At 39.4% G+C, this 17,668-nt stretch carries 16 protein-coding genes; 4 read left to right on the top strand and 12 right to left on the bottom strand.

Features of this window, described 5'->3' with window-relative positions; translation table 11 throughout:
* Positions 1-10 precede the first annotated feature (10 nt).
* The 12 genes from qoxA to dnaA all read right to left on the bottom strand — a co-directional run bounded on the left by qoxA (position 11) and on the right by dnaA (position 14,919).
* Positions 11-1,117 carry a cytochrome aa3 quinol oxidase subunit II gene (gene qoxA / locus HCK02_RS02865; protein ID WP_167628631.1) on the bottom strand — a complete coding sequence of 369 codons (1,107 nt, stop codon included), beginning with the start codon at positions 1,115-1,117 and terminating at the stop codon, positions 11-13.
* A gap of 258 nt (positions 1,118-1,375) precedes the next feature.
* The gene (locus HCK02_RS02870) at positions 1,376-2,440 is read right to left on the bottom strand and encodes a phosphomevalonate kinase (protein ID WP_167628632.1); all 1,065 of its coding nucleotides are present in this window, start codon (positions 2,438-2,440) and stop codon (positions 1,376-1,378) included.
* Positions 2,430-3,401, bottom strand: a complete 972-nt coding sequence (gene mvaD, locus HCK02_RS02875) for a diphosphomevalonate decarboxylase (protein WP_167628633.1) — start codon at positions 3,399-3,401, stop codon at positions 2,430-2,432. Before mvaD ends, HCK02_RS02870 begins: the two co-directional genes overlap by 11 nt.
* Positions 3,358-4,326 (bottom strand): mevalonate kinase, encoded by a 969-nt coding sequence (gene mvk / locus HCK02_RS02880; RefSeq protein WP_167628634.1) that lies wholly within the window; start codon positions 4,324-4,326, stop codon positions 3,358-3,360. Before mvk ends, mvaD begins: the two co-directional genes overlap by 44 nt.
* 22 nt (positions 4,327-4,348) lie before the next feature.
* Entirely contained in the window at positions 4,349-5,701 is a 1,353-nt protein-coding gene (locus HCK02_RS02885; protein WP_167628635.1) for a tripartite tricarboxylate transporter permease, read from the bottom strand.
* A complete protein-coding gene (locus HCK02_RS02890; RefSeq protein WP_115753567.1) occupies positions 5,698-5,952 on the bottom strand; it encodes a hypothetical protein in 255 nt (84 codons plus the stop codon). Before HCK02_RS02890 ends, HCK02_RS02885 begins: the two co-directional genes overlap by 4 nt.
* A 167-nt stretch (positions 5,953-6,119) precedes the next feature.
* Positions 6,120-8,651, bottom strand: a complete 2,532-nt coding sequence (gyrA, locus tag HCK02_RS02895; RefSeq protein WP_167628636.1) for a DNA gyrase subunit A — start codon at positions 8,649-8,651, stop codon at positions 6,120-6,122.
* A gap of 65 nt (positions 8,652-8,716) precedes the next feature.
* Complete coding sequence (gene gyrB, locus HCK02_RS02900; protein WP_167628637.1) at positions 8,717-10,654, bottom strand: DNA topoisomerase (ATP-hydrolyzing) subunit B; 1,938 nt, start codon at positions 10,652-10,654, stop codon at positions 8,717-8,719.
* Between the two features lie 46 nt (positions 10,655-10,700).
* The gene (gene recF / locus HCK02_RS02905; RefSeq protein ID WP_167628638.1) at positions 10,701-11,807 is read right to left on the bottom strand and encodes a DNA replication/repair protein RecF; all 1,107 of its coding nucleotides are present in this window, start codon (positions 11,805-11,807) and stop codon (positions 10,701-10,703) included.
* 9 nt (positions 11,808-11,816) lie between these two features.
* The gene (gene yaaA / locus HCK02_RS02910; RefSeq protein ID WP_167628639.1) at positions 11,817-12,035 is read right to left on the bottom strand and encodes a S4 domain-containing protein YaaA; all 219 of its coding nucleotides are present in this window, start codon (positions 12,033-12,035) and stop codon (positions 11,817-11,819) included.
* A 214-nt stretch (positions 12,036-12,249) separates the two neighbouring features.
* Entirely contained in the window at positions 12,250-13,395 is a 1,146-nt protein-coding gene (gene dnaN, locus HCK02_RS02915; protein ID WP_167628640.1) for a DNA polymerase III subunit beta, read from the bottom strand.
* A 177-nt stretch (positions 13,396-13,572) separates the two neighbouring features.
* A complete protein-coding gene (gene dnaA, locus HCK02_RS02920; RefSeq protein WP_167628641.1) occupies positions 13,573-14,919 on the bottom strand; it encodes a chromosomal replication initiator protein DnaA in 1,347 nt (448 codons plus the stop codon).
* A gap of 619 nt (positions 14,920-15,538) precedes the next feature.
* Between dnaA and rpmH the strand changes: the two genes are divergently transcribed.
* The 4 genes from rpmH to jag all read left to right on the top strand — a co-directional run bounded on the left by rpmH (position 15,539) and on the right by jag (position 17,652).
* The gene (rpmH, locus tag HCK02_RS02925) at positions 15,539-15,673 is read left to right on the top strand and encodes a 50S ribosomal protein L34 (protein ID WP_115753561.1); all 135 of its coding nucleotides are present in this window, start codon (positions 15,539-15,541) and stop codon (positions 15,671-15,673) included.
* A gap of 98 nt (positions 15,674-15,771) precedes the next feature.
* Positions 15,772-16,137 (top strand): ribonuclease P protein component, encoded by a 366-nt coding sequence (gene rnpA / locus HCK02_RS02930; protein WP_167628642.1) that lies wholly within the window; start codon positions 15,772-15,774, stop codon positions 16,135-16,137.
* Between the two features lie 37 nt (positions 16,138-16,174).
* On the top strand, positions 16,175-17,038 hold the full coding sequence (yidC, locus tag HCK02_RS02935; protein ID WP_115753792.1) for a membrane protein insertase YidC: 864 nt from the start codon (positions 16,175-16,177) through the stop codon (positions 17,036-17,038).
* Positions 17,035-17,652, top strand: coding sequence for an RNA-binding cell elongation regulator Jag/EloR (gene jag, locus HCK02_RS02940; RefSeq protein WP_167628643.1), 618 nt, complete (start codon positions 17,035-17,037; stop codon positions 17,650-17,652). Before yidC ends, jag begins: the two co-directional genes overlap by 4 nt.
* Positions 17,653-17,668: the final 16 nt, after the last annotated feature.

Here is a 17,668-nt window from a genome sequence, read left to right on the forward strand (position 1 = left end):
GTTTCCCCCTTTAATGGCCCTCATGGTCAGATTCTTTTTTATTAAATTCGTTCGTTTGGATGTCGTCTTCCATTTTCTTCATTTCTTTATCATAGTGCTTATCTGAGTGATATTTCTCGCCATTTTTAATGATCATTGGATCCATGTTGTGCCGTTCAAATTGCGGATTTGTAACCGTAACTGGACGAGCGGGTTTAAGTGGCTTATCAGAAATTGTCACTTTTTCATTTGGATTATGCGGATTCGTTAGCTTGTAGCCAAAACGTTCATACGCATAAAAGACATATTCAGGGTCTGCAGCCACATCAACAAAGGCTAAGTGAGTTCCTGAATAACTCTTTTCTTTCGAACCTTCTGGAATAAGCAAACGGTCATAAATATCTTGTGTCATCAGTGGAGAATTATCTTTTGTTTTCTTCGCCCACGCTTTATAGTCGCTTTCAGATTGTGCGATTACGTTAAAGCGTTGTTCATGGAAGCCTTCTCCGTTAAAGTTCGCATTGCGTCCTTTATAAGTTCCTTCTTCATCAGCTTGTAAATACAAGTTCATCGTCATACCAGTCATGGCATATTTTTGACCACCTAATTGCGGCACCCAAAAACTAGTCATTGTATCTGCAGATGTTAATTTGAAGAGAACTGGTCGATCTGTAGGAATATGTACATAGTTGACAGTCTCGATACTTTCATTTGGATAACTGAATATCCATTTCCAGTCTACACTCGTCGCATAAATCACAACTGGATCCTTATGCGATGTTACTTTTGGAGCTTCTTCGCCCGCATAAATCGTTTTGACAGTTGGAATTGCAAGTGCAATAACGATTACGACTGGAATAAGCGTCCATAAAATTTCCAGTTTACGGCTCCCGTGCATATTTGGTTCGTAATTCTTTGGATTTTTTCGTTCACGGTATTTAAATAGAATAATCGTAAGCAACACAAAAATGGTTAACACGATCAGTAGCATGAAGAATATCGAATAGATAATTAGATTACTCTGATCTTTGGCAACCGGTCCCTTTGGATCTAGTACCGCTAAATCACCACAACCGCTCAATACAGCTAGAAATCCAGCTAAAACGGTAAGAAGCAATGATTTCAGTATCTTTGACACCCTAATCCCCTCTTTTCCTTTTGAAGTATACAATTCGTATAACGCGCATAAAATATTAAAATTCCTGATTCGTTTTCTACTCCCGCAAAGCATGTATTCGATTATTTTCACAAACTTCTCAAGCAATAAAAAACACTATGTGCATATTCGCTTAATATTATAACCTATATCTATCAATTATTCAAAGGCTGCACATATTAAATTTTTCACAAACAAAAAAAGACCCGACCTAGTGAAATCAGATCGAGTTTTTAACCTTTATTTTTTAATCGTCACTTGTCCCGCATGAAATGGAAGTGGCATAATTCCCGCTTTTTGCCAAGTACTTTTGACCTTTTCCGCCGCTTTAGAGTCAGGCAAGAAAGCAATACCGCAATCGCCGCCGCCAGAACCAGATGATTTTCCTGCACCAGAACAATCCGCCGCGATTTGAGCTAATTTTTCAAGGAGCTCCGTTTCAATTTGTACTCCTGCCTGCAAGCCGAGATTTTGAAGTAAGCCTCTATTTTCCTTAATCGCCTCAAATACAATGGCTTGATCTTGTTTTTTTAACCCAGTTAGCAAATGATTGACGGCGGCTGTTGAATCCGCTAAAAATTGCTTATAAGCCAATTGATTTTTTTGCTTAAACAACTGAATTTCAGAAACAAGACGACCCGTACTAACAGGTTTCCCCGTCCAACCAACTAAAAATGGCCAGTCAGGCATCGTTAGTCTTTCAATTTTTAAAGCTGGCCAATCGTTTTCAATAAACCAGTTTAAAGATTCATAAGGCAAATGCCGCTTGATCCATTCCTGATCAAAAGTTGTATAGGCAATAAAGCCACCATACATACAAGAAGCAATATCTCCGCAAGAACCATTTCCCTGCACAACAAGATGTGAAAGGGCAGCAAGTTTAAATCTTGTCAGCAAATCTGTTTCTGGCGCAAATTTTTCAAGCAGCGCATTGACAACAGCCACTGTTGCCGCAGCACTTGAACCAAGTCCGTATTTAAAACCGGAAGCATCGATCAATTCTGTTTGAATCGTCATCTTAACCGGCGTAAGCGGAATTCCCCGAGCTTTCAAATAAGCCGTCACGGTATTGATCGCTTCAGCTGTAAATGACCAGTGTTCTCCGCTTGCTTTCATCTCTTCGCCCGTTTTCCAAGTCACTTGGTCTTCATAATGCGGAATTTTGAGTTCATTTTTTGGCGCGTCTTCAAGAACCAATGTGATGTAGCGATCCACTGCAGCTAAAACCGCCGTGTGGCCAGATTCAACTACTGCATATTCACCTGCTATATAAAGTTTTCCAGGAATTTTAATTTTAATTTTCATTCTGAATCACCTTAGCTCCTTCACCTGCGTGACAAATTAAAACGCGACCTACCAATTGATCAATTCGACTGGCTACCTTTTCTTCGTCTTGCCTTAAACATACAATTTTAACATTTGGTCCAGCATCCATTGTAAAATAAGCTTCAATTCCGTCAGCCCGCAACTCTCTCACAGCTTCCATCACAAGCAGTGATTCCTGACTAAAATACGTGAATGGCGGGTTGGCACTTAATGTTGTTGCGTGCATTTTCATTGCATTATGCTCCAAAATCTCACCAACTTGTGTGAAATCAGAGTTCGCGAAAGCTTTTTTGATAGCTTCCAAATCCAGTTCAGCTGTTCTCGTCCATTCAGCAAAAAAAGGGGAGGTAAGAACCGTTTGTTTCATTCCATTTCGACTGGAAATTTTTTTAGGTTGATCAGACACAATCGCGACGACAACAGCAAGTTGATCAGTTAAATCACTTTCAAAAGGAACCGCATAAGAATCCGATCCATCCGCATTTTCACCTTTTTGCCAAATCGCCAAGCCGCCAAAAATAGAACGACTAGCAGAGCCAGATCCAAGCCGGGCGAGTCGAGATAGAGCCATCTTCGAATCCTTTCGCCCAAGTGACGCTGAAGCCGCAGTTGCAAGAGCTGCAAACGCCGAAGCAGAAGAAGCCAGCCCTGCCGCAGTAGGCACATGATTTTCCGAATGGATCACCGCGCGCGAAGTAATACCAAATTCATGTCGCAAAACATTCAAATACCGCTGAACTTTCTTGTCTTCGCGTTCCTCACCATTTAAAATGAGTAGATCCTTTTTCTGCGAATCGATCCATTCAAAAGTGGTTTCCGTAAAAAACTTATCAAGCGTAATTGATAAACTGCTGTTGGAAGGCAAAATCAACTTTTCATCCCGTTTACCCCAATACTTAATAAGCGCTATATTGGTGTGAGCTACCGCTGTTACTTTCATGCGTTCCTTCTCCAATCGTAAAAATCCATTCTTCACTAGCACCCGCTTCATGGAGAGCCTTCACTAACGATTCAGCTTGCTTTTTGCTAGAAACAAGAGCTACCATACAACCGCCACGTCCGCCTCCGGTCAACTTCGCACCCGCTGCACCATTTTGCAAGGCTACATGAATCAGCTTTTCTAGGCTTGCATCACTAACCGTAAGTTCCTCCAAAATAGCTTGAGCAGCATTCATCGCTTTTCCTACTTGCTGAATGTCCGCTTCACCTTCAAGTTGCTTCCGTATTTCCCGGGAAATATTTCCAAGTTCCTGAATCATCGGTTTGAATTTTTTCGGCTGCGTTTCAAGCAACCTTCCAACATCCGCAACCGCGGCGCGCGTCTCACTGGGAATCCCCGTGTCAGCTACTACCAAAAAGAGCTTTTCATGAAAGTGCATCGTTTCAAGGGCCAAATCTCTTTCAAACCAAACTGGCTTTTCAGTTACAACCGTGACTGCATCGATACCACTTGGGTTCCCATGAGCTATTTTTTCAGATTGATTTACAAATTCGAGCAACGCCTCATCTGTCAGTTCTTGCTTAAAATAGGCAAATAAGGCACGGGCTACACTTGCCGCTACCGCAGCACTTGAGCCGAGACCACGTCCGATTGGTATTTCCGTCAAAACGCGAATCAAAACGGGTTCCGTTCCAATCTTCGTTAAAATGGCCTCGACCATTTCTTTAATCCCAAAGAGAATCGGGGGCATATTATCCAAATCGCCTGTAAAAAAAGCAGACGAGAATTTAGTTTTTTGATTAGTTGGCAAAACCTCTGTTTCAATGACAGCCTGCGAAAAAGGTACAGCAATTGCAGGTTCACCATAAACAACAGCGTGTTCGCCACATAGTATTAATTTTGCAGTTGCACGTCCTGTAGCCAATTGGCTCCATTCCTTCCTGATTTTAGAATAACGTTGTGACAATCCAAGGTGCAGCATAAAGCGTCATAAATAACACACCAAAGTTGATCCCGAGTCGACTAAGTGCGCCTGACACAATTGCGACAAGAAGTACACCCATCATATTGATAAATCCACCATCCATGTAGCTAAGCATCATGACAAGCGCAATAAATAATCCTAAAATCGCTTCATGTGGAATAAATTTAAACACAAAACGACAAATTTGCTGGGAATACTTCATGATAACATAATATGTTAGTCCAAGTCCTACAACTGAACCGACAATCGTTGCAATCGTGAATTCCGACATCGTGAGCAAGTGGTGCATATTTTTCTCTAACGTGAAAACAGGAGGGGCATTAAAAAGCGGATTTGCCGGACCAATCGCAACAGGCGACAGGGGAACCCCAAGTGCGATAAGTGGAATCAATAGCCCCGCCAAATAAGTCGAATGTGCCAAACCTTCCATACTAGCCAGAGCAATTTTTGCCTTCTTAATCGGATTCTTCACTCGGCTCACAACCGCTTCACCAAATAGCACTGTCATTCCAACCGGACTCATAAAAAAGGTAAAACAGCCAGCAATAGAAGTTCCAAGCGTCGCCCAAGATTCTTGCTTCGTTAATACCTTGAACGGATTAGGAAATCCCTTTTGTTTTTCAACATTTGCAATCACAATCTCGCGCTTATCTTGTTTAGGCAATTTTTCACGATGTTCTTTATTCAGCAGCGAAATCATACTAAAAATCATCGGACCGATCGTAATCCCAAGGAAAAATGAAATCGTGATCGTTTTCGTTTCAGGAACCGCGCCAACACCCCAATACAAATAACGCATTCCCTCGATGAGCAAACTGAAAGGTAAAATAGCGAGTAACGATAAAATTTTATTTTTACTTACTAAGGCAAGAAATATAGCGCCAATAAAGAAAACAGGGGCCGAGTACTTCGTAATCACTTCGGATAGCGGGGCCAAAAGACCTGCCAAAGCTAAACTAATTGGAACAGCCACAATTGTTCCGATAGCAGCACCAGAAGCCATTTTGCGTATCCCAACAACTGATTGACCAGCCTCTTTCAAGGTGAGCCCATAAGGGACCATTGGCGAGGCCATAACCCCACCCGGTGTTCCTGCAACAGCGACAGGTACTGCGTCCGTCAAATTAAGCGTCACAACAGCCGAAACAAAAAAAGCAAGCACAACCATCGGCGAAACGCCTAATAAAACGAGAGCAAGAGTCACAGGAGCAAGTACTGCTGTTTCATCTGTCCCGGGAGCAATCCCAATAATCGTATAAATTCCAGCTGCGAGAACAGAATCAAGAATCATTTCAATCACAAGTTGAAGCGTCATTTGTCAGTCGCCTCCGTCTCATCACTTTCACGAAGCGTTCGTTTCGGCTTGATGATTAAACTTGAAATGATGAAGCCGATGATGGCACCGCCTAGCCCAAAGAAAAGGGGCATTGGTGCTTTCCCGGGAGCAATAAAATAACCTCCCATGGTAAATCCTATACAAATAATGATTGCAAGAATCAAATCCTTTATGTTGACAAGATCCGCCCAAATTTCAACATTTTGCGAATCCTTGTTTTTCTTGGTCATTCTTTCTCCTACTTTCTGCACAAGGTTTGCTATTAAAATAGACTACTATGATAATGATAATCATTTCATTGATTTTTTTCAATCTTACTTGACTGTAAATTTTTATTCATAAAAAAACAGATGGCACATTGAGAAGAATCTCAACGTGCCATCCGCATATAATTTCATTATTCTTCTAAGTTTGGTCCGTCTTCTTCAAAACTTTCATCTGGAACTTCTGTTCTTAAGGTTTGATCGTCTTCTGTTTCTTCTTCCTCAAGTATTTCATCATCTTCTTTAGGAACTTTAGCAACAGTAGCAACTTTTTCGTTTTCATCCAAACGAATCAGTTTCACACCCATCGTGCTTCTTCCAGTTTCAGATACAGTTTCCACTTCAAAACGAATCAAGACGCCATGAATCGTCATCAACATGATATCTTCATCGCCAGAAACGGTCTTCATCGAAACAAGTGGACCATTCTTTTCAGTAATAGATACGGTTTTAACACCCATACCGCCACGATTACGAAGCGGATACTGTTCGGCAGGGGTTTGTTTCCCGTAACCGTTCTCCGTCACGACAAGCACGTTCTGGTCATCTTCAAGCACTTCCATGCCAATTACTTCATCATCATTATGAAGACGAATTCCGCGCACTCCAGCAGCCGTACGACCCATTACCCGAATATTATCTTCTGGGAAATAAATTGATTGACCTGCTTTCGTTGCAATAATCATCTTCTTACTGCCATCAGTCATTTGAACAGAGATGAGTTCATCATTTTCACGAAGATCCACTGCACGTAAACCGCTTTGACGGATATTCGCAAATTGAGAAAGGGCAGAGCGCTTCACAACACCGTGTTTCGTTGCAAAGAAGAGATAATCATCATCAGTGAATTCACTTAAATTGATGACCGTATTCACTTGTTCTTGGCTTTCAATGCCTAGCAAATTGATTAGCGGGATTCCTTTTGCCGTACGTCCGTACTCAGGAACCTCGTAACCTTTCGCCCGGTAGACTTTCCCTGTATTCGTAAAGAATAGGAGAGTATCATGCGTGCTCGTTGCGATCAAATGTTCCACAAAGTCATCTTCATGAGTGGACATGCCTTGAATTCCACGACCACCACGGCGCTGACTCCGATACGTAGACAGCGGCAAACGCTTGATGTAGCCTTTTTTCGTTAATGTAATTGCCACTTCTTCTTCAGGAATAAGGTCCTCATCTTCAATGCTGACAAGGTCTCCCGTTAAGATTTCTGTGCGGCGTTTATCGCTATACTTCTGTTTGATTTCTTCTAATTCTTCACGAATAACTTCGAGAATACGTTCTTCATCAGCCAGAATCGCTTTTAATTCATTGATTAGCTGCATCAAATTGTTGTATTCTTCCTCGATTTTCTCGCGTTCTAAACCTGTTAAACGTTGCAAACGCATATCGAGAATGGCTTGTGATTGCTTTTCAGACAAGCTAAATTGTGTCATCAAGCCTTCTTTAGCGATTTCAGTTGTCTTCGATCCTCGAATCAAACTAATCACGGCATCAATATTATCAAGTGCAATTCGTAAACCTTCCAAAATATGCGCACGTGCTTCCGCTTTACGCAAATCAAATTCAGTTCTACGACGAATAACGACTTTTTGATGTTCTAGATAATGATATAGAATTTGTTTTAAATTCAACACTTTTGGATGGCTGTCAACAAGCGCCAACATGTTAATCCCAAAAGTAGTTTGTAGTGCTGTCATTTTATACAAATTATTGACAACTACACTTGCACTAATGTCACGACGAACTTCAATGACAATCCGCATACCTGAACGGTCAGATTCATCATTCAGTTCAGTAATTCCATCAATTTTCTTCTCACGAGCCAATTCAGCAATCCGCTCAATCAGCCGTGCTTTATTCACTTGATAAGGCAATTCCGTAATCAAAATGGTTTCTTTTCCATTACTCTTTGTTTCAATATCCACGCGAGCACGAACAGTGATGGATCCACGTCCTGTTTCATAAGCCCGTCTAATTCCGCTACGTCCCATAATAAGACCAGCAGTAGGGAAGTCAGGTCCCGGAATATATTCCATTAGTTCTCGAATCGAAATATCTGGATTATGACTTAATGCAAGGACCCCATCAATGACTTCACCAAGATGGTGCGTTGGAATATTTGTAGCCATCCCAACCGCAATCCCAGATGAACCATTGACAAGCAAGTTTGGAAAACGTGCTGGCAAAATTGACGGCTCTTTTTCCGAACCATCATAGTTATCTTCATAATCAATCGTGTCTTTATTGATATCTCGCAAAAGTTCCATCGAGATTTTTGACATCCGCGCTTCCGTATAACGCATCGCAGCAGCCATATCTCCATCGACAGAACCAAAGTTTCCGTGTCCATCAACAAGCATATAACGATAACTGAAATCCTGCGCCATCCGAACCATCGTGAAGTACACAGCTGAGTCACCATGCGGATGATACTTACCAATTACTTCACCGACAATACGAGCCGATTTTTTGTAGGCCTTGTCAGAAGTCATTCCCAGATCATTCATTGCATATAAAATCCTGCGGTGAACGGGTTTAAGTCCGTCACGCACATCAGGAAGGGCACGAGCAACGATAACACTCATTGCATAATCTAGGAAAGACGTTCGCATTTCTTTATTTAAATTAACTTCTTTGACTCGATGATCTGGTGTTTCTGCCATTATAGCGAAACCTCCCTTTCCAATTCTAAGCTAAATTAGATTTGATTATTTCCCAGGAAATAAAATTAAATATCCAAGTTTTTAACATACTGAGCATTTTCTTCGATGAACTTACGACGTGGTTCAACTCGGTCACCCATAAGCATTTCAAATGTTTCATCCGCATCAATGGCATCATTAACGCTAACTTGTAGCAACGTCCGGTTTTCAGGATTCATTGTCGTATCCCAAAGTTGTTCCGGATTCATTTCTCCAAGCCCTTTATAACGCTGAATGGCATATTTTTCATCGCCTAATTTTGCCAAATAATCATCTAATTGCTCATCTGAATACACATATTCAACTTGTTTCCCGTGTTTAATTTGATAAAGGGGAGGCTGAGCAATATAAATATAACCAGCATCTACAAGCGGACGCATATAACGATAGAAAAGCGTAAGCAGTAGCGTCCGGATGTGCGCACCATCCACATCGGCATCCGTCATGATAATCAGTTTATGATAGCGTGCTTTTGAAACATCAAAATCGCCACCAAAACCAGTTCCCATTGCCGTAAAGATCGTTCGGATTTCTTCGTTTGCTAAAATTTTATCGAGACGCGCTTTTTCAACATTCAAGATTTTACCACGGATTGGGAGAATTGCCTGGAAAAGTCGATCACGTCCTTGTTTAGCAGAACCGCCGGCTGAATCCCCCTCAACGATATAAAGCTCACTGATTTCTGGGTTTCTGGACGAACAATCCGCAAGTTTCCCTGGCAAATTGGAAATTTCAAGCCCAGTTTTTTTACGAGCAACTTCGCGGGCACGTTTTGCTGCTAGTCGAGCTCTCGAAGCCATAACTCCTTTTTCAACAATTTTCTTGCTGACATCTGGATTTTCCAACATGAACTTGCTCAAAGCTTCTGAAAAAAGCTTATCTGTAATCGAGCGCGTTTCTGAATTTCCCAATTTGGTTTTCGTTTGCCCTTCAAATTGTGGGTCAGGGTGTTTAACCGAAATAATCGCAGTTAAACCTTCTCGCACATCTTCACCAGACAAATTTTCATCATTATCTTTAAAAAGCTTATTACGTCTTGCATAATCATTGATTACACGCGTAAGTGCTGTTTTAAAGCCAGATTCATGTGTTCCACCTTCATAAGTGTGAATATTGTTGGCAAAGGAAATGATCGAACTTGAAAATCCAGAATTATATTGGATAGCCACTTCCACCATGATGCCATCACGTTCACCTTCAATGTAAATCGGCTCGTCATGAATGACTTCTTTCGATTGATTTAAGTGATCAACATACGATTTAATTCCGCCTTCATAGTGGTATTCCTTTTTCACTTGATGTTCAGTACGTTTATCTTCAATCGAAATCATTAATCCACGATTTAAGAAAGCTAATTCGCGGACACGTGTCCGTAAAACTTCGTAGTCAAATTCCACAGTTTCGGTGAAAATTTCAGGATCTGGTTTAAAGTGGACAATCGTACCACGATAATCCGTTTCCCCTTGATTTTCAAGATCTGATACAACATTTCCACGTTCAAAACGTTGATAATATTTTTTTCCATCTCGATGCACGTAAACTTCTAGCTCTGTTGAAAGAGCATTAACAACGGAAGCCCCAACACCGTGAAGACCACCAGACACTTTGTAGCCGCCACCGCCGAACTTACCGCCAGCATGAAGCACTGTGAAAATAACTTCAATTGTTGGTCGACCTACTTTTTCATTGATTCCTGTTGGCATTCCACGTCCATTATCTTGAACAGTAATACTGTTATCGGCTTCAATCGTAATCTCGATTTCTGTACAAAAACCAGCTAAAGCTTCGTCAATTGAGTTATCAACGATTTCCCAAACTAAATGGTGAAGTCCGCGCTGACTGGTTGAACCTATATACATACCTGGCCGTTTTCTTACGGCTTCTAATCCTTCTAAAACCTGAATTTGATTGTCATTATAGTCCGAAGCATTTTCATGTACATTTGTAATATTTTCTTCTGACATCTAAGCTTCACCGCACTTTCTCATTTTCTATTATATCAACCTAAAATTAGGATTTTTTTATGTGACCTTTTTCCACTTCAAAAGTAGTAGCTTGTTCAAGCTTTGCGTGTTTAATCCCGCTCACACTTGTTGTCGTAACAAATGTTTGTACTTTGCCAGAAATCGTTTCAAGCAAATGAGACTGCCTATAGTCATCAAGTTCACTTAACACATCATCAAGCAAGAGGAGGGGATATTCCTTTGTTTCTTCATGAATCAAGTCAATTTCAGCAAGTTTTACAGATAAAGCTGTTGTCCGCTGTTGACCTTGCGAGCCGAACACTTGTACATTTTGCCCATTAACATAAAATAGAGAATCATCCCGATGCGGTCCGATAAGTGTGACGCCTCGGTCGATTTCTCTTTGCCGAATGGTTTTCATTTTTTCAAGTAAGTTCTGTAAATAATCGCCGTCCTGATCGAGTGAAACGGAAGGCTTATACTCAATTTGCAGCGTTTCAAGCCCTCGCGAAATATCATGATGGATCGGAGCTGCATAAGCTTGCAACTTTTGGATAAACGCGGAACGCCTTTCCGTCAATTTAATGGCGACCTCTGCAAATTGCTCATCAAGAATGCCGAGCATGACTTCATCAAAGTTCTTCTTCAGTTTTGCTTGCTTTAAAAATTGGTTTCGCTGATGTAAGATCCGCTGAAAAACACTTAAATCATGTAAATAAACAGGCTGCATTTGGCCGATTTCCATATTCATAAAGCGTCGTCTTACGCCTGGTGCACCTTTTACAAGCGTTAAATCTTCTGGGGCAAACATGACCACATTTAAATTTCCAACATACTGACTCAACTTTTTTTGCTCAATGTGATTGACCTTTGCTTTTTTTCCTTGTTGAGTAAGCGTGAGTTCAAGTGGCAGAGTTTGTCCGTGTTTTTCAATTCGTCCGCTGATCTTTGCTTCCGCTTTATCCCACTGGATAAAATCTTTGTCATTTGTCGTCCGATGCGACTTAGCAAGCGAAAGCATCAATATCGCTTCTAATAAATTTGTTTTTCCTTGAGCATTTTCGCCAAGAAATACATTGATAGACGGGTCGAGATCGAGTGTAAGTTCATGATAGTTTCGGAAATTTTTAAGCGTTAATTGTTTTAACAGCATGCTTTTTTCCTAAGATTGTTCAATCTTAACTTTTCCTTTTCCGGGAACTAAAATGACATCGCCATTCCGCAGTTTCCTGCCTCGTCTGTTATCTTGTTCGCCGTTTACATAAATCGGATGTTCGCTTAGAAATACTTTTACCATTCCCCCAGATTCAACAACATCAAGCATCTGCAAAAGCTGTCCCAGTGTTACATAGTCACTGTCTATTGTTACAATATTCGCCAAAACCTCACACCCAATCTATTTTATCGCTATCTTCTATTTTACTAAAGTTTGCCTATAATTACAAAGATTATTTTCTAAAGCATCGTTTTTCGGTTTTTTACTAAAAATAATGGGGGGATACTATTTTAAGTGAAAAATGAAATTTAAGGCTAATATGGAGCTTCTGTAAAATTCACAAAAAAAAGCCCACCTAAATTGGTGAGCTTTTTATCTATTAATAAGTTCGAACAGGTGTAATCAATTGTAAAATTTCATTTGGATTTTCCGCATCACGTGGACGAAGAACGAAAGGACGCATTGTTCCAGAAAACGAAATTTGAATATCGTCGCCTTCAAACGCACGCAAAGCATCCATCATGTATTTTCCGTTAAAGGAAATTTGTAAATCTTCGCCAGTAAAGCTTTGACTGAAGAGTTTTTCAGAAACATTCCCAATTTCAGGAGAGTTAGACGAAACCTCTACTTGTCCATTTTCCAATGTGGAAAGTTTAATTACATTATTGCGATTTTCTCTTGCGAGTAGGGAAGCACGGTCAATCGCTTGTAAAAAGGCTTTCGCGTTAATAATCAGCTCTGATTTTGTTTCAGCTGGAATCAGTCTTGAAGTATCAGGATAGCTTCCTTCGAGTAAACGCGAGTAAAATAGTAAATCTTTTAATTTAAATAAAATTTGGTTGTTGGCTAGGATGATTTCAAGTGAATCAGAAGCTTCATCCAAAATTTTATTGAGTTCTGACAAACTTTTTCCTGGGATAACAATGTTATATTCTTCAGCTTCAGGAGCTTCAATTGGAATTTCCCGAAGCGCAAGTCTATGACTATCCGTTGCAACAGCAGTTAAAGTTCCATTTTTAATGATCCAATTTACCCCAGTAAGTACAGGACGAACTTCAATCGTTGAAACAGCAAAAACTGTTTGGCGAATAATGTTTTTGAGGACATGGATTGGAATCCGAATTTGTTTTCCTTCAGATACCTCAGGAAGTTTCGGGTATTCTAAAACGTCTAAGCCATTCAGTGTAAAGAATGCTTGTCCGGAACGAATCGTCGTTTGGTTATTAGTCGTTACTTCGATTTCAACGTTTTTATCTGGCAGTCGTCTAACGATATCTCCAAAATATTTCGATTGTAAAACGATTCCGCCAAACGATTCGACTTCAACAATTACTTCATCTTGTTCAATAAGTGGAATAAAAGCTTCGATGGAAATATCTGAATCGCTCCCGGTAAGCGTAACACCCTCATCATTCACATCAATTTTAATCCCAGTAAGAATTGGAATCGTTGTTCGAGCAGAAATAGCACGTGTAACTTCGTTAACAGCATTGACCAAATGATCTCGATCGATGACAAATTTCATGAAAAATCCCCCGTTCATTTTTATGATGTTCTTTAATTAATTAATAAGAAAATCGTAATAATAGTAATAGGCCTTGTGGATTTGTGGATAAGTAAGCTAATCCATTTTTCTTCTAAGTTTTCCACATGTGTATAACCAGTGGAAAACTAGTGTCCTGTTATCCACATTATCCACAGTTTAGTTTTTACGCAGATTTTTTTCTATTTCTTGAATATCGTTTTTTAAAACTTGATCACTTTTTAGCATCTGTGAAATTTTTTCGTGAGCATGAATGACAGTTGTATGGTCACGCCCACCAAATTCATCGCCAATTTTTGGAAGTGAAGCATCGGTTAATTCCCGTGACATGTACATGGCGATTTGTCTAGGGAAGGCAATGCTTTTGGTTCTTTTTTTAGCTTTAAAATCTTCGAGTTTAACGTGGAAATACTCCCCAACAGCTTCTTGAATACCACTGATTGTGATAACGGAGGTTTTGGCATTTGGAATGATGTCCTTTAAAGCTTCCGCTGCAAGTCCAGCTGTAATGTCTTTATTTACAAGAGAAGAGTAAGCGACAACACGAATTAGTGCCCCTTCAAGCTCCCGAATATTCGAATCAATTTGATTAGCAATATAAAGCATCACTTCATTTGGAATATCAAGCCCATCCGCTTTAGCCTTTTTCCGCAAAATCGCAATCCGCGTTTCAAGGTCCGGCGGAGTGATATCTGTAATTAGTCCCCATTCAAAACGTGAACGAAGCCGATCTTCAAGTGTTGGAATTTCTTTAGGTGGTCGGTCACTTGAAATGATGATTTGTTTTTGCTCATCGTAAAGCGCATTGAACGTATGGAAAAATTCTTCTTGTGTTCCTTCTTTACCAGCTAAAAATTGAATATCATCAATCAAAAGTACATCAACATTGCGGTATTTCGTTCGAAATTCTTCTGTTTTGTTATCGCGAATAGAGCTGATAAATTCATTGGTAAATTTTTCGCTGGATAAGTACATCACATTTGCATTGTCTTTATGTTCTTGCACATAGTGGCCAACAGCATGCATCAAGTGCGTTTTACCGAGCCCAACGCCTCCGTAAATGAAAAGAGGGTTATATGCTTTTGCTGGCGCTTCTGCTACTGCAAGAGAAGCAGCATGTGCAAACCTATTACCGGAACCAATAACAAATGTATCAAAAATATATCTTGGATTTAACATATGCTTGGAATTATCAGGATCATTTTCATCCGGTAAGTTTTGATTTTGGGGAATCGGCTTGTAATCAAAATTTTCTTCTTGTTCACCGTCAATGAAACGTACATCATAAGAAGCTCCCGTTACTTCTTGTAAAATATTGGCGATAAACTGCGTATAGCTCTTCTCAAGCCAATCACGAACAAAATTGTTAGGTGCCGAAATGACAAATGTGTTGTCTTCAAGAGAATGTGCAGTAGTGGATTTCATCCAAGTATCATAGCTTGGTTTGCTCATATTCTTTTGAACAATTTCAAGTGCACGTGTCCAGATCTCTTCTATAGAATGCAAAAAATTTCCCTCCTTTTTTGTGGACATAATTTTAAGGAAGAAAAATAACAGGGCGATTTTTAAAAGTTATCCACAAAACGGTAAAAATAGTGGATAAAGATATCCTGACCCTGTTAAGAAAATATCCACAATAAGAAATAATTATGTGGATAACTTTATTTTTCCTCAACTTATTTTCTATTCAACACCTGATATCTTATCAAAAAAAGGCTTTGATATCAAGGACTTTCAAAAAATATCCACAAATTTATCCACTTGTCGAAAAACCTTACCCACAATCTGTGGGGTTGTGCATAACTTGTGCGTAACCCGTTTATAATTTTTCATGCTTTATAAAATTATTCACAATAAATTTTTATGATTCTGTGGATAACTTCACAGAATTATCCACAACTTCTTCTTTAAGAAAAGTATGCTTTTTTTTGATATAGATAAAATGGTAGAAGCAAAATTTTACTTTTTTCCTATAAAGAGGTTTTTTTAAGTTTTAAAATATGATATGATTAAGGGCGAAGTTTTTTCGTGCTCTATTGACAAAAAACGTTTATTTCCGTACAATATTTAAGACTGTCTAATAGATTTAATTCAATTGGACCCAGATAATGGGAGGTGTTATAAAGTGAAAAGAACATATCAACCAAGTAAACGTAAAAGAAAAAAAGTACACGGTTTCCGTGCACGTATGAGTTCTAAAAACGGCCGCAGAGTGTTAGCAGCACGTCGTCGTAAAGGAAGAAAAGTATTATCTGCGTAGACCACTGATACGGCTCAGTGGTTTTTTTATTGTTTTTTATGGAAAAAATCCATTTTTGATAGAAAGCGGATGGCATACGCAAGAAGATGGGAGACTGTATGAAAAAAGAATATCGGATTAAAAAAAATGATGAATTTCAACGAGTGTTTAAGAAAGGGAAGTCATTTGCCAATCGGCAGTTTGTCGTGTATAAATTAAGAAGAGAAAAACAAGAAACTCATTTTCGAATTGGTCTTTCTGTCAGTAAAAAAATTGGCAATGCAGTTTGTAGAAATCGCGTAAAGCGTTGTATCAGACAGACATTCCATGAGCTTGACCTCGAGGTTGAACAAGGAAATGATTATATTATTATCGCCCGAAAACCGGCGGCCAATATGGATTTTCATGAAATTAAGAAAAGTTTGATTCACGTCTTAAAAATTGCGAAGGTACTAAAAAAGACCAAAACAAACAGCTCAAAATGAATTGGAAATTTAAAAAAAGGCGGGGAGGTTACACTTGTTGAAGAAGAAAAAGAACCTGAAGAAAAAACTCTTCGTGATCGGACTTGTTATTGCTTTAGTCACTGTACTTTCAGGCTGTGGCTATTCAACTGATCCAATCACAAAAGACTCACCAGGATTCTGGAGTCATTACATTGTCTTTCCATTATCTTGGGTGATAAGATGGTTTGCTGATGCCTTCGGTGGCAATTATGCGGTTGGAATCATTGTTGTTACGATTATTATTCGCTTAATTATTATGCCACTTATGATTAAACAGCTAAAAAGCCAAAAAGAAATGATGAAAGTTCAACCTTTACTTAAAGAGCTGCAAGAAAAATATGCTTCTAAAGATAATGAAACAAGACAAAAGTTGCAGCAAGAAACAATGCGCTTATATCAAGAGCATAATATTAATCCGATGATGGGCTGTTTACCGCTTATTATCCAAATGCCAATTTTGATTGGTTTTTACCAAGCGATCAGCCGAACAGCTGAAATCAAGACAGATTCATTTTTATGGATGACGCTAGGTCAACCCGATCCCATTTACATTTTGCCGATCATCGCTGCGATTACAACTTTCCTATCATCAAAAATTTCAATGATGGGGCAAACACAGCAAAATAAAACGATGGCCATGATGATTTATTTCATGCCAGTTATGATTTTGTTTATGGGGATCACACTTCCGTCAGCACTAGCTCTATACTGGATTATCGGGAATATTTTCACGGTCTTCCAAACACTTTTAATTAATAATCCTTTTAAAGCAAAAAGACTACAACAAGCTGAAGAAGCTGCCAAAGCTGAAGAAGCTCGTTTGAAGAAAAAAGCAGAACACATGAAAGCTTCAAAAAAAGGAGGTAAGAAGAGAAAGTGAGAGATATTACTGCACAAGGTCAAACTGTTGAAGAAGCGATTCAAAATGGATTAAAAGAACTAGCCTTAAACCGTGATCAAGTGGAAGTAGAGGTCATGGACGAAGGTAAAAAAGGAATTTTTGGAATCGGTTCACGTCTTGCGATGGTCAAGGTCATTGAAAAAGAAAACAGTGTACAAATTGTCACGGAATATATTTTGGATGTTGCTAAGAAAATGGGAGCGGAAATCTCACTTGAAGCAAAGGAAGAAGGAAAAGATGTTTACGTGCAAATTTCTGGTGAAAACCTTGGAGTTTTGATTGGAAAACATGGTCAAACACTTAATTCTTTGCAGTACTTGACTCAACTAATTGCCAATAAACAAAGTGAGCAGTTTAGAAATATCTTTGTCAATGTCGGTGATTATCGTGAACGCCGCTATGAAACACTCTCGAATCTTGCGGAAAAAATGGCTGGGAAAGCACTAAAAACCAAAAGTGCTGTTCATTTAGAGCCAATGCCATCTTTTGAAAGAAAAATTATCCATGCTGTTTTAAGTGAAAATGAAAAAATAGAAACGCATTCGGAAGGGCGCGATCCTTACCGTTATGTTGTAATTAAACCAGCACGTTAAAAAAGACTGCAAACAA

It is taken from the genome of Listeria valentina (assembly GCF_011800755.1).
Lineage (GTDB): Bacteria > Bacillota > Bacilli > Lactobacillales > Listeriaceae > Listeria > Listeria valentina.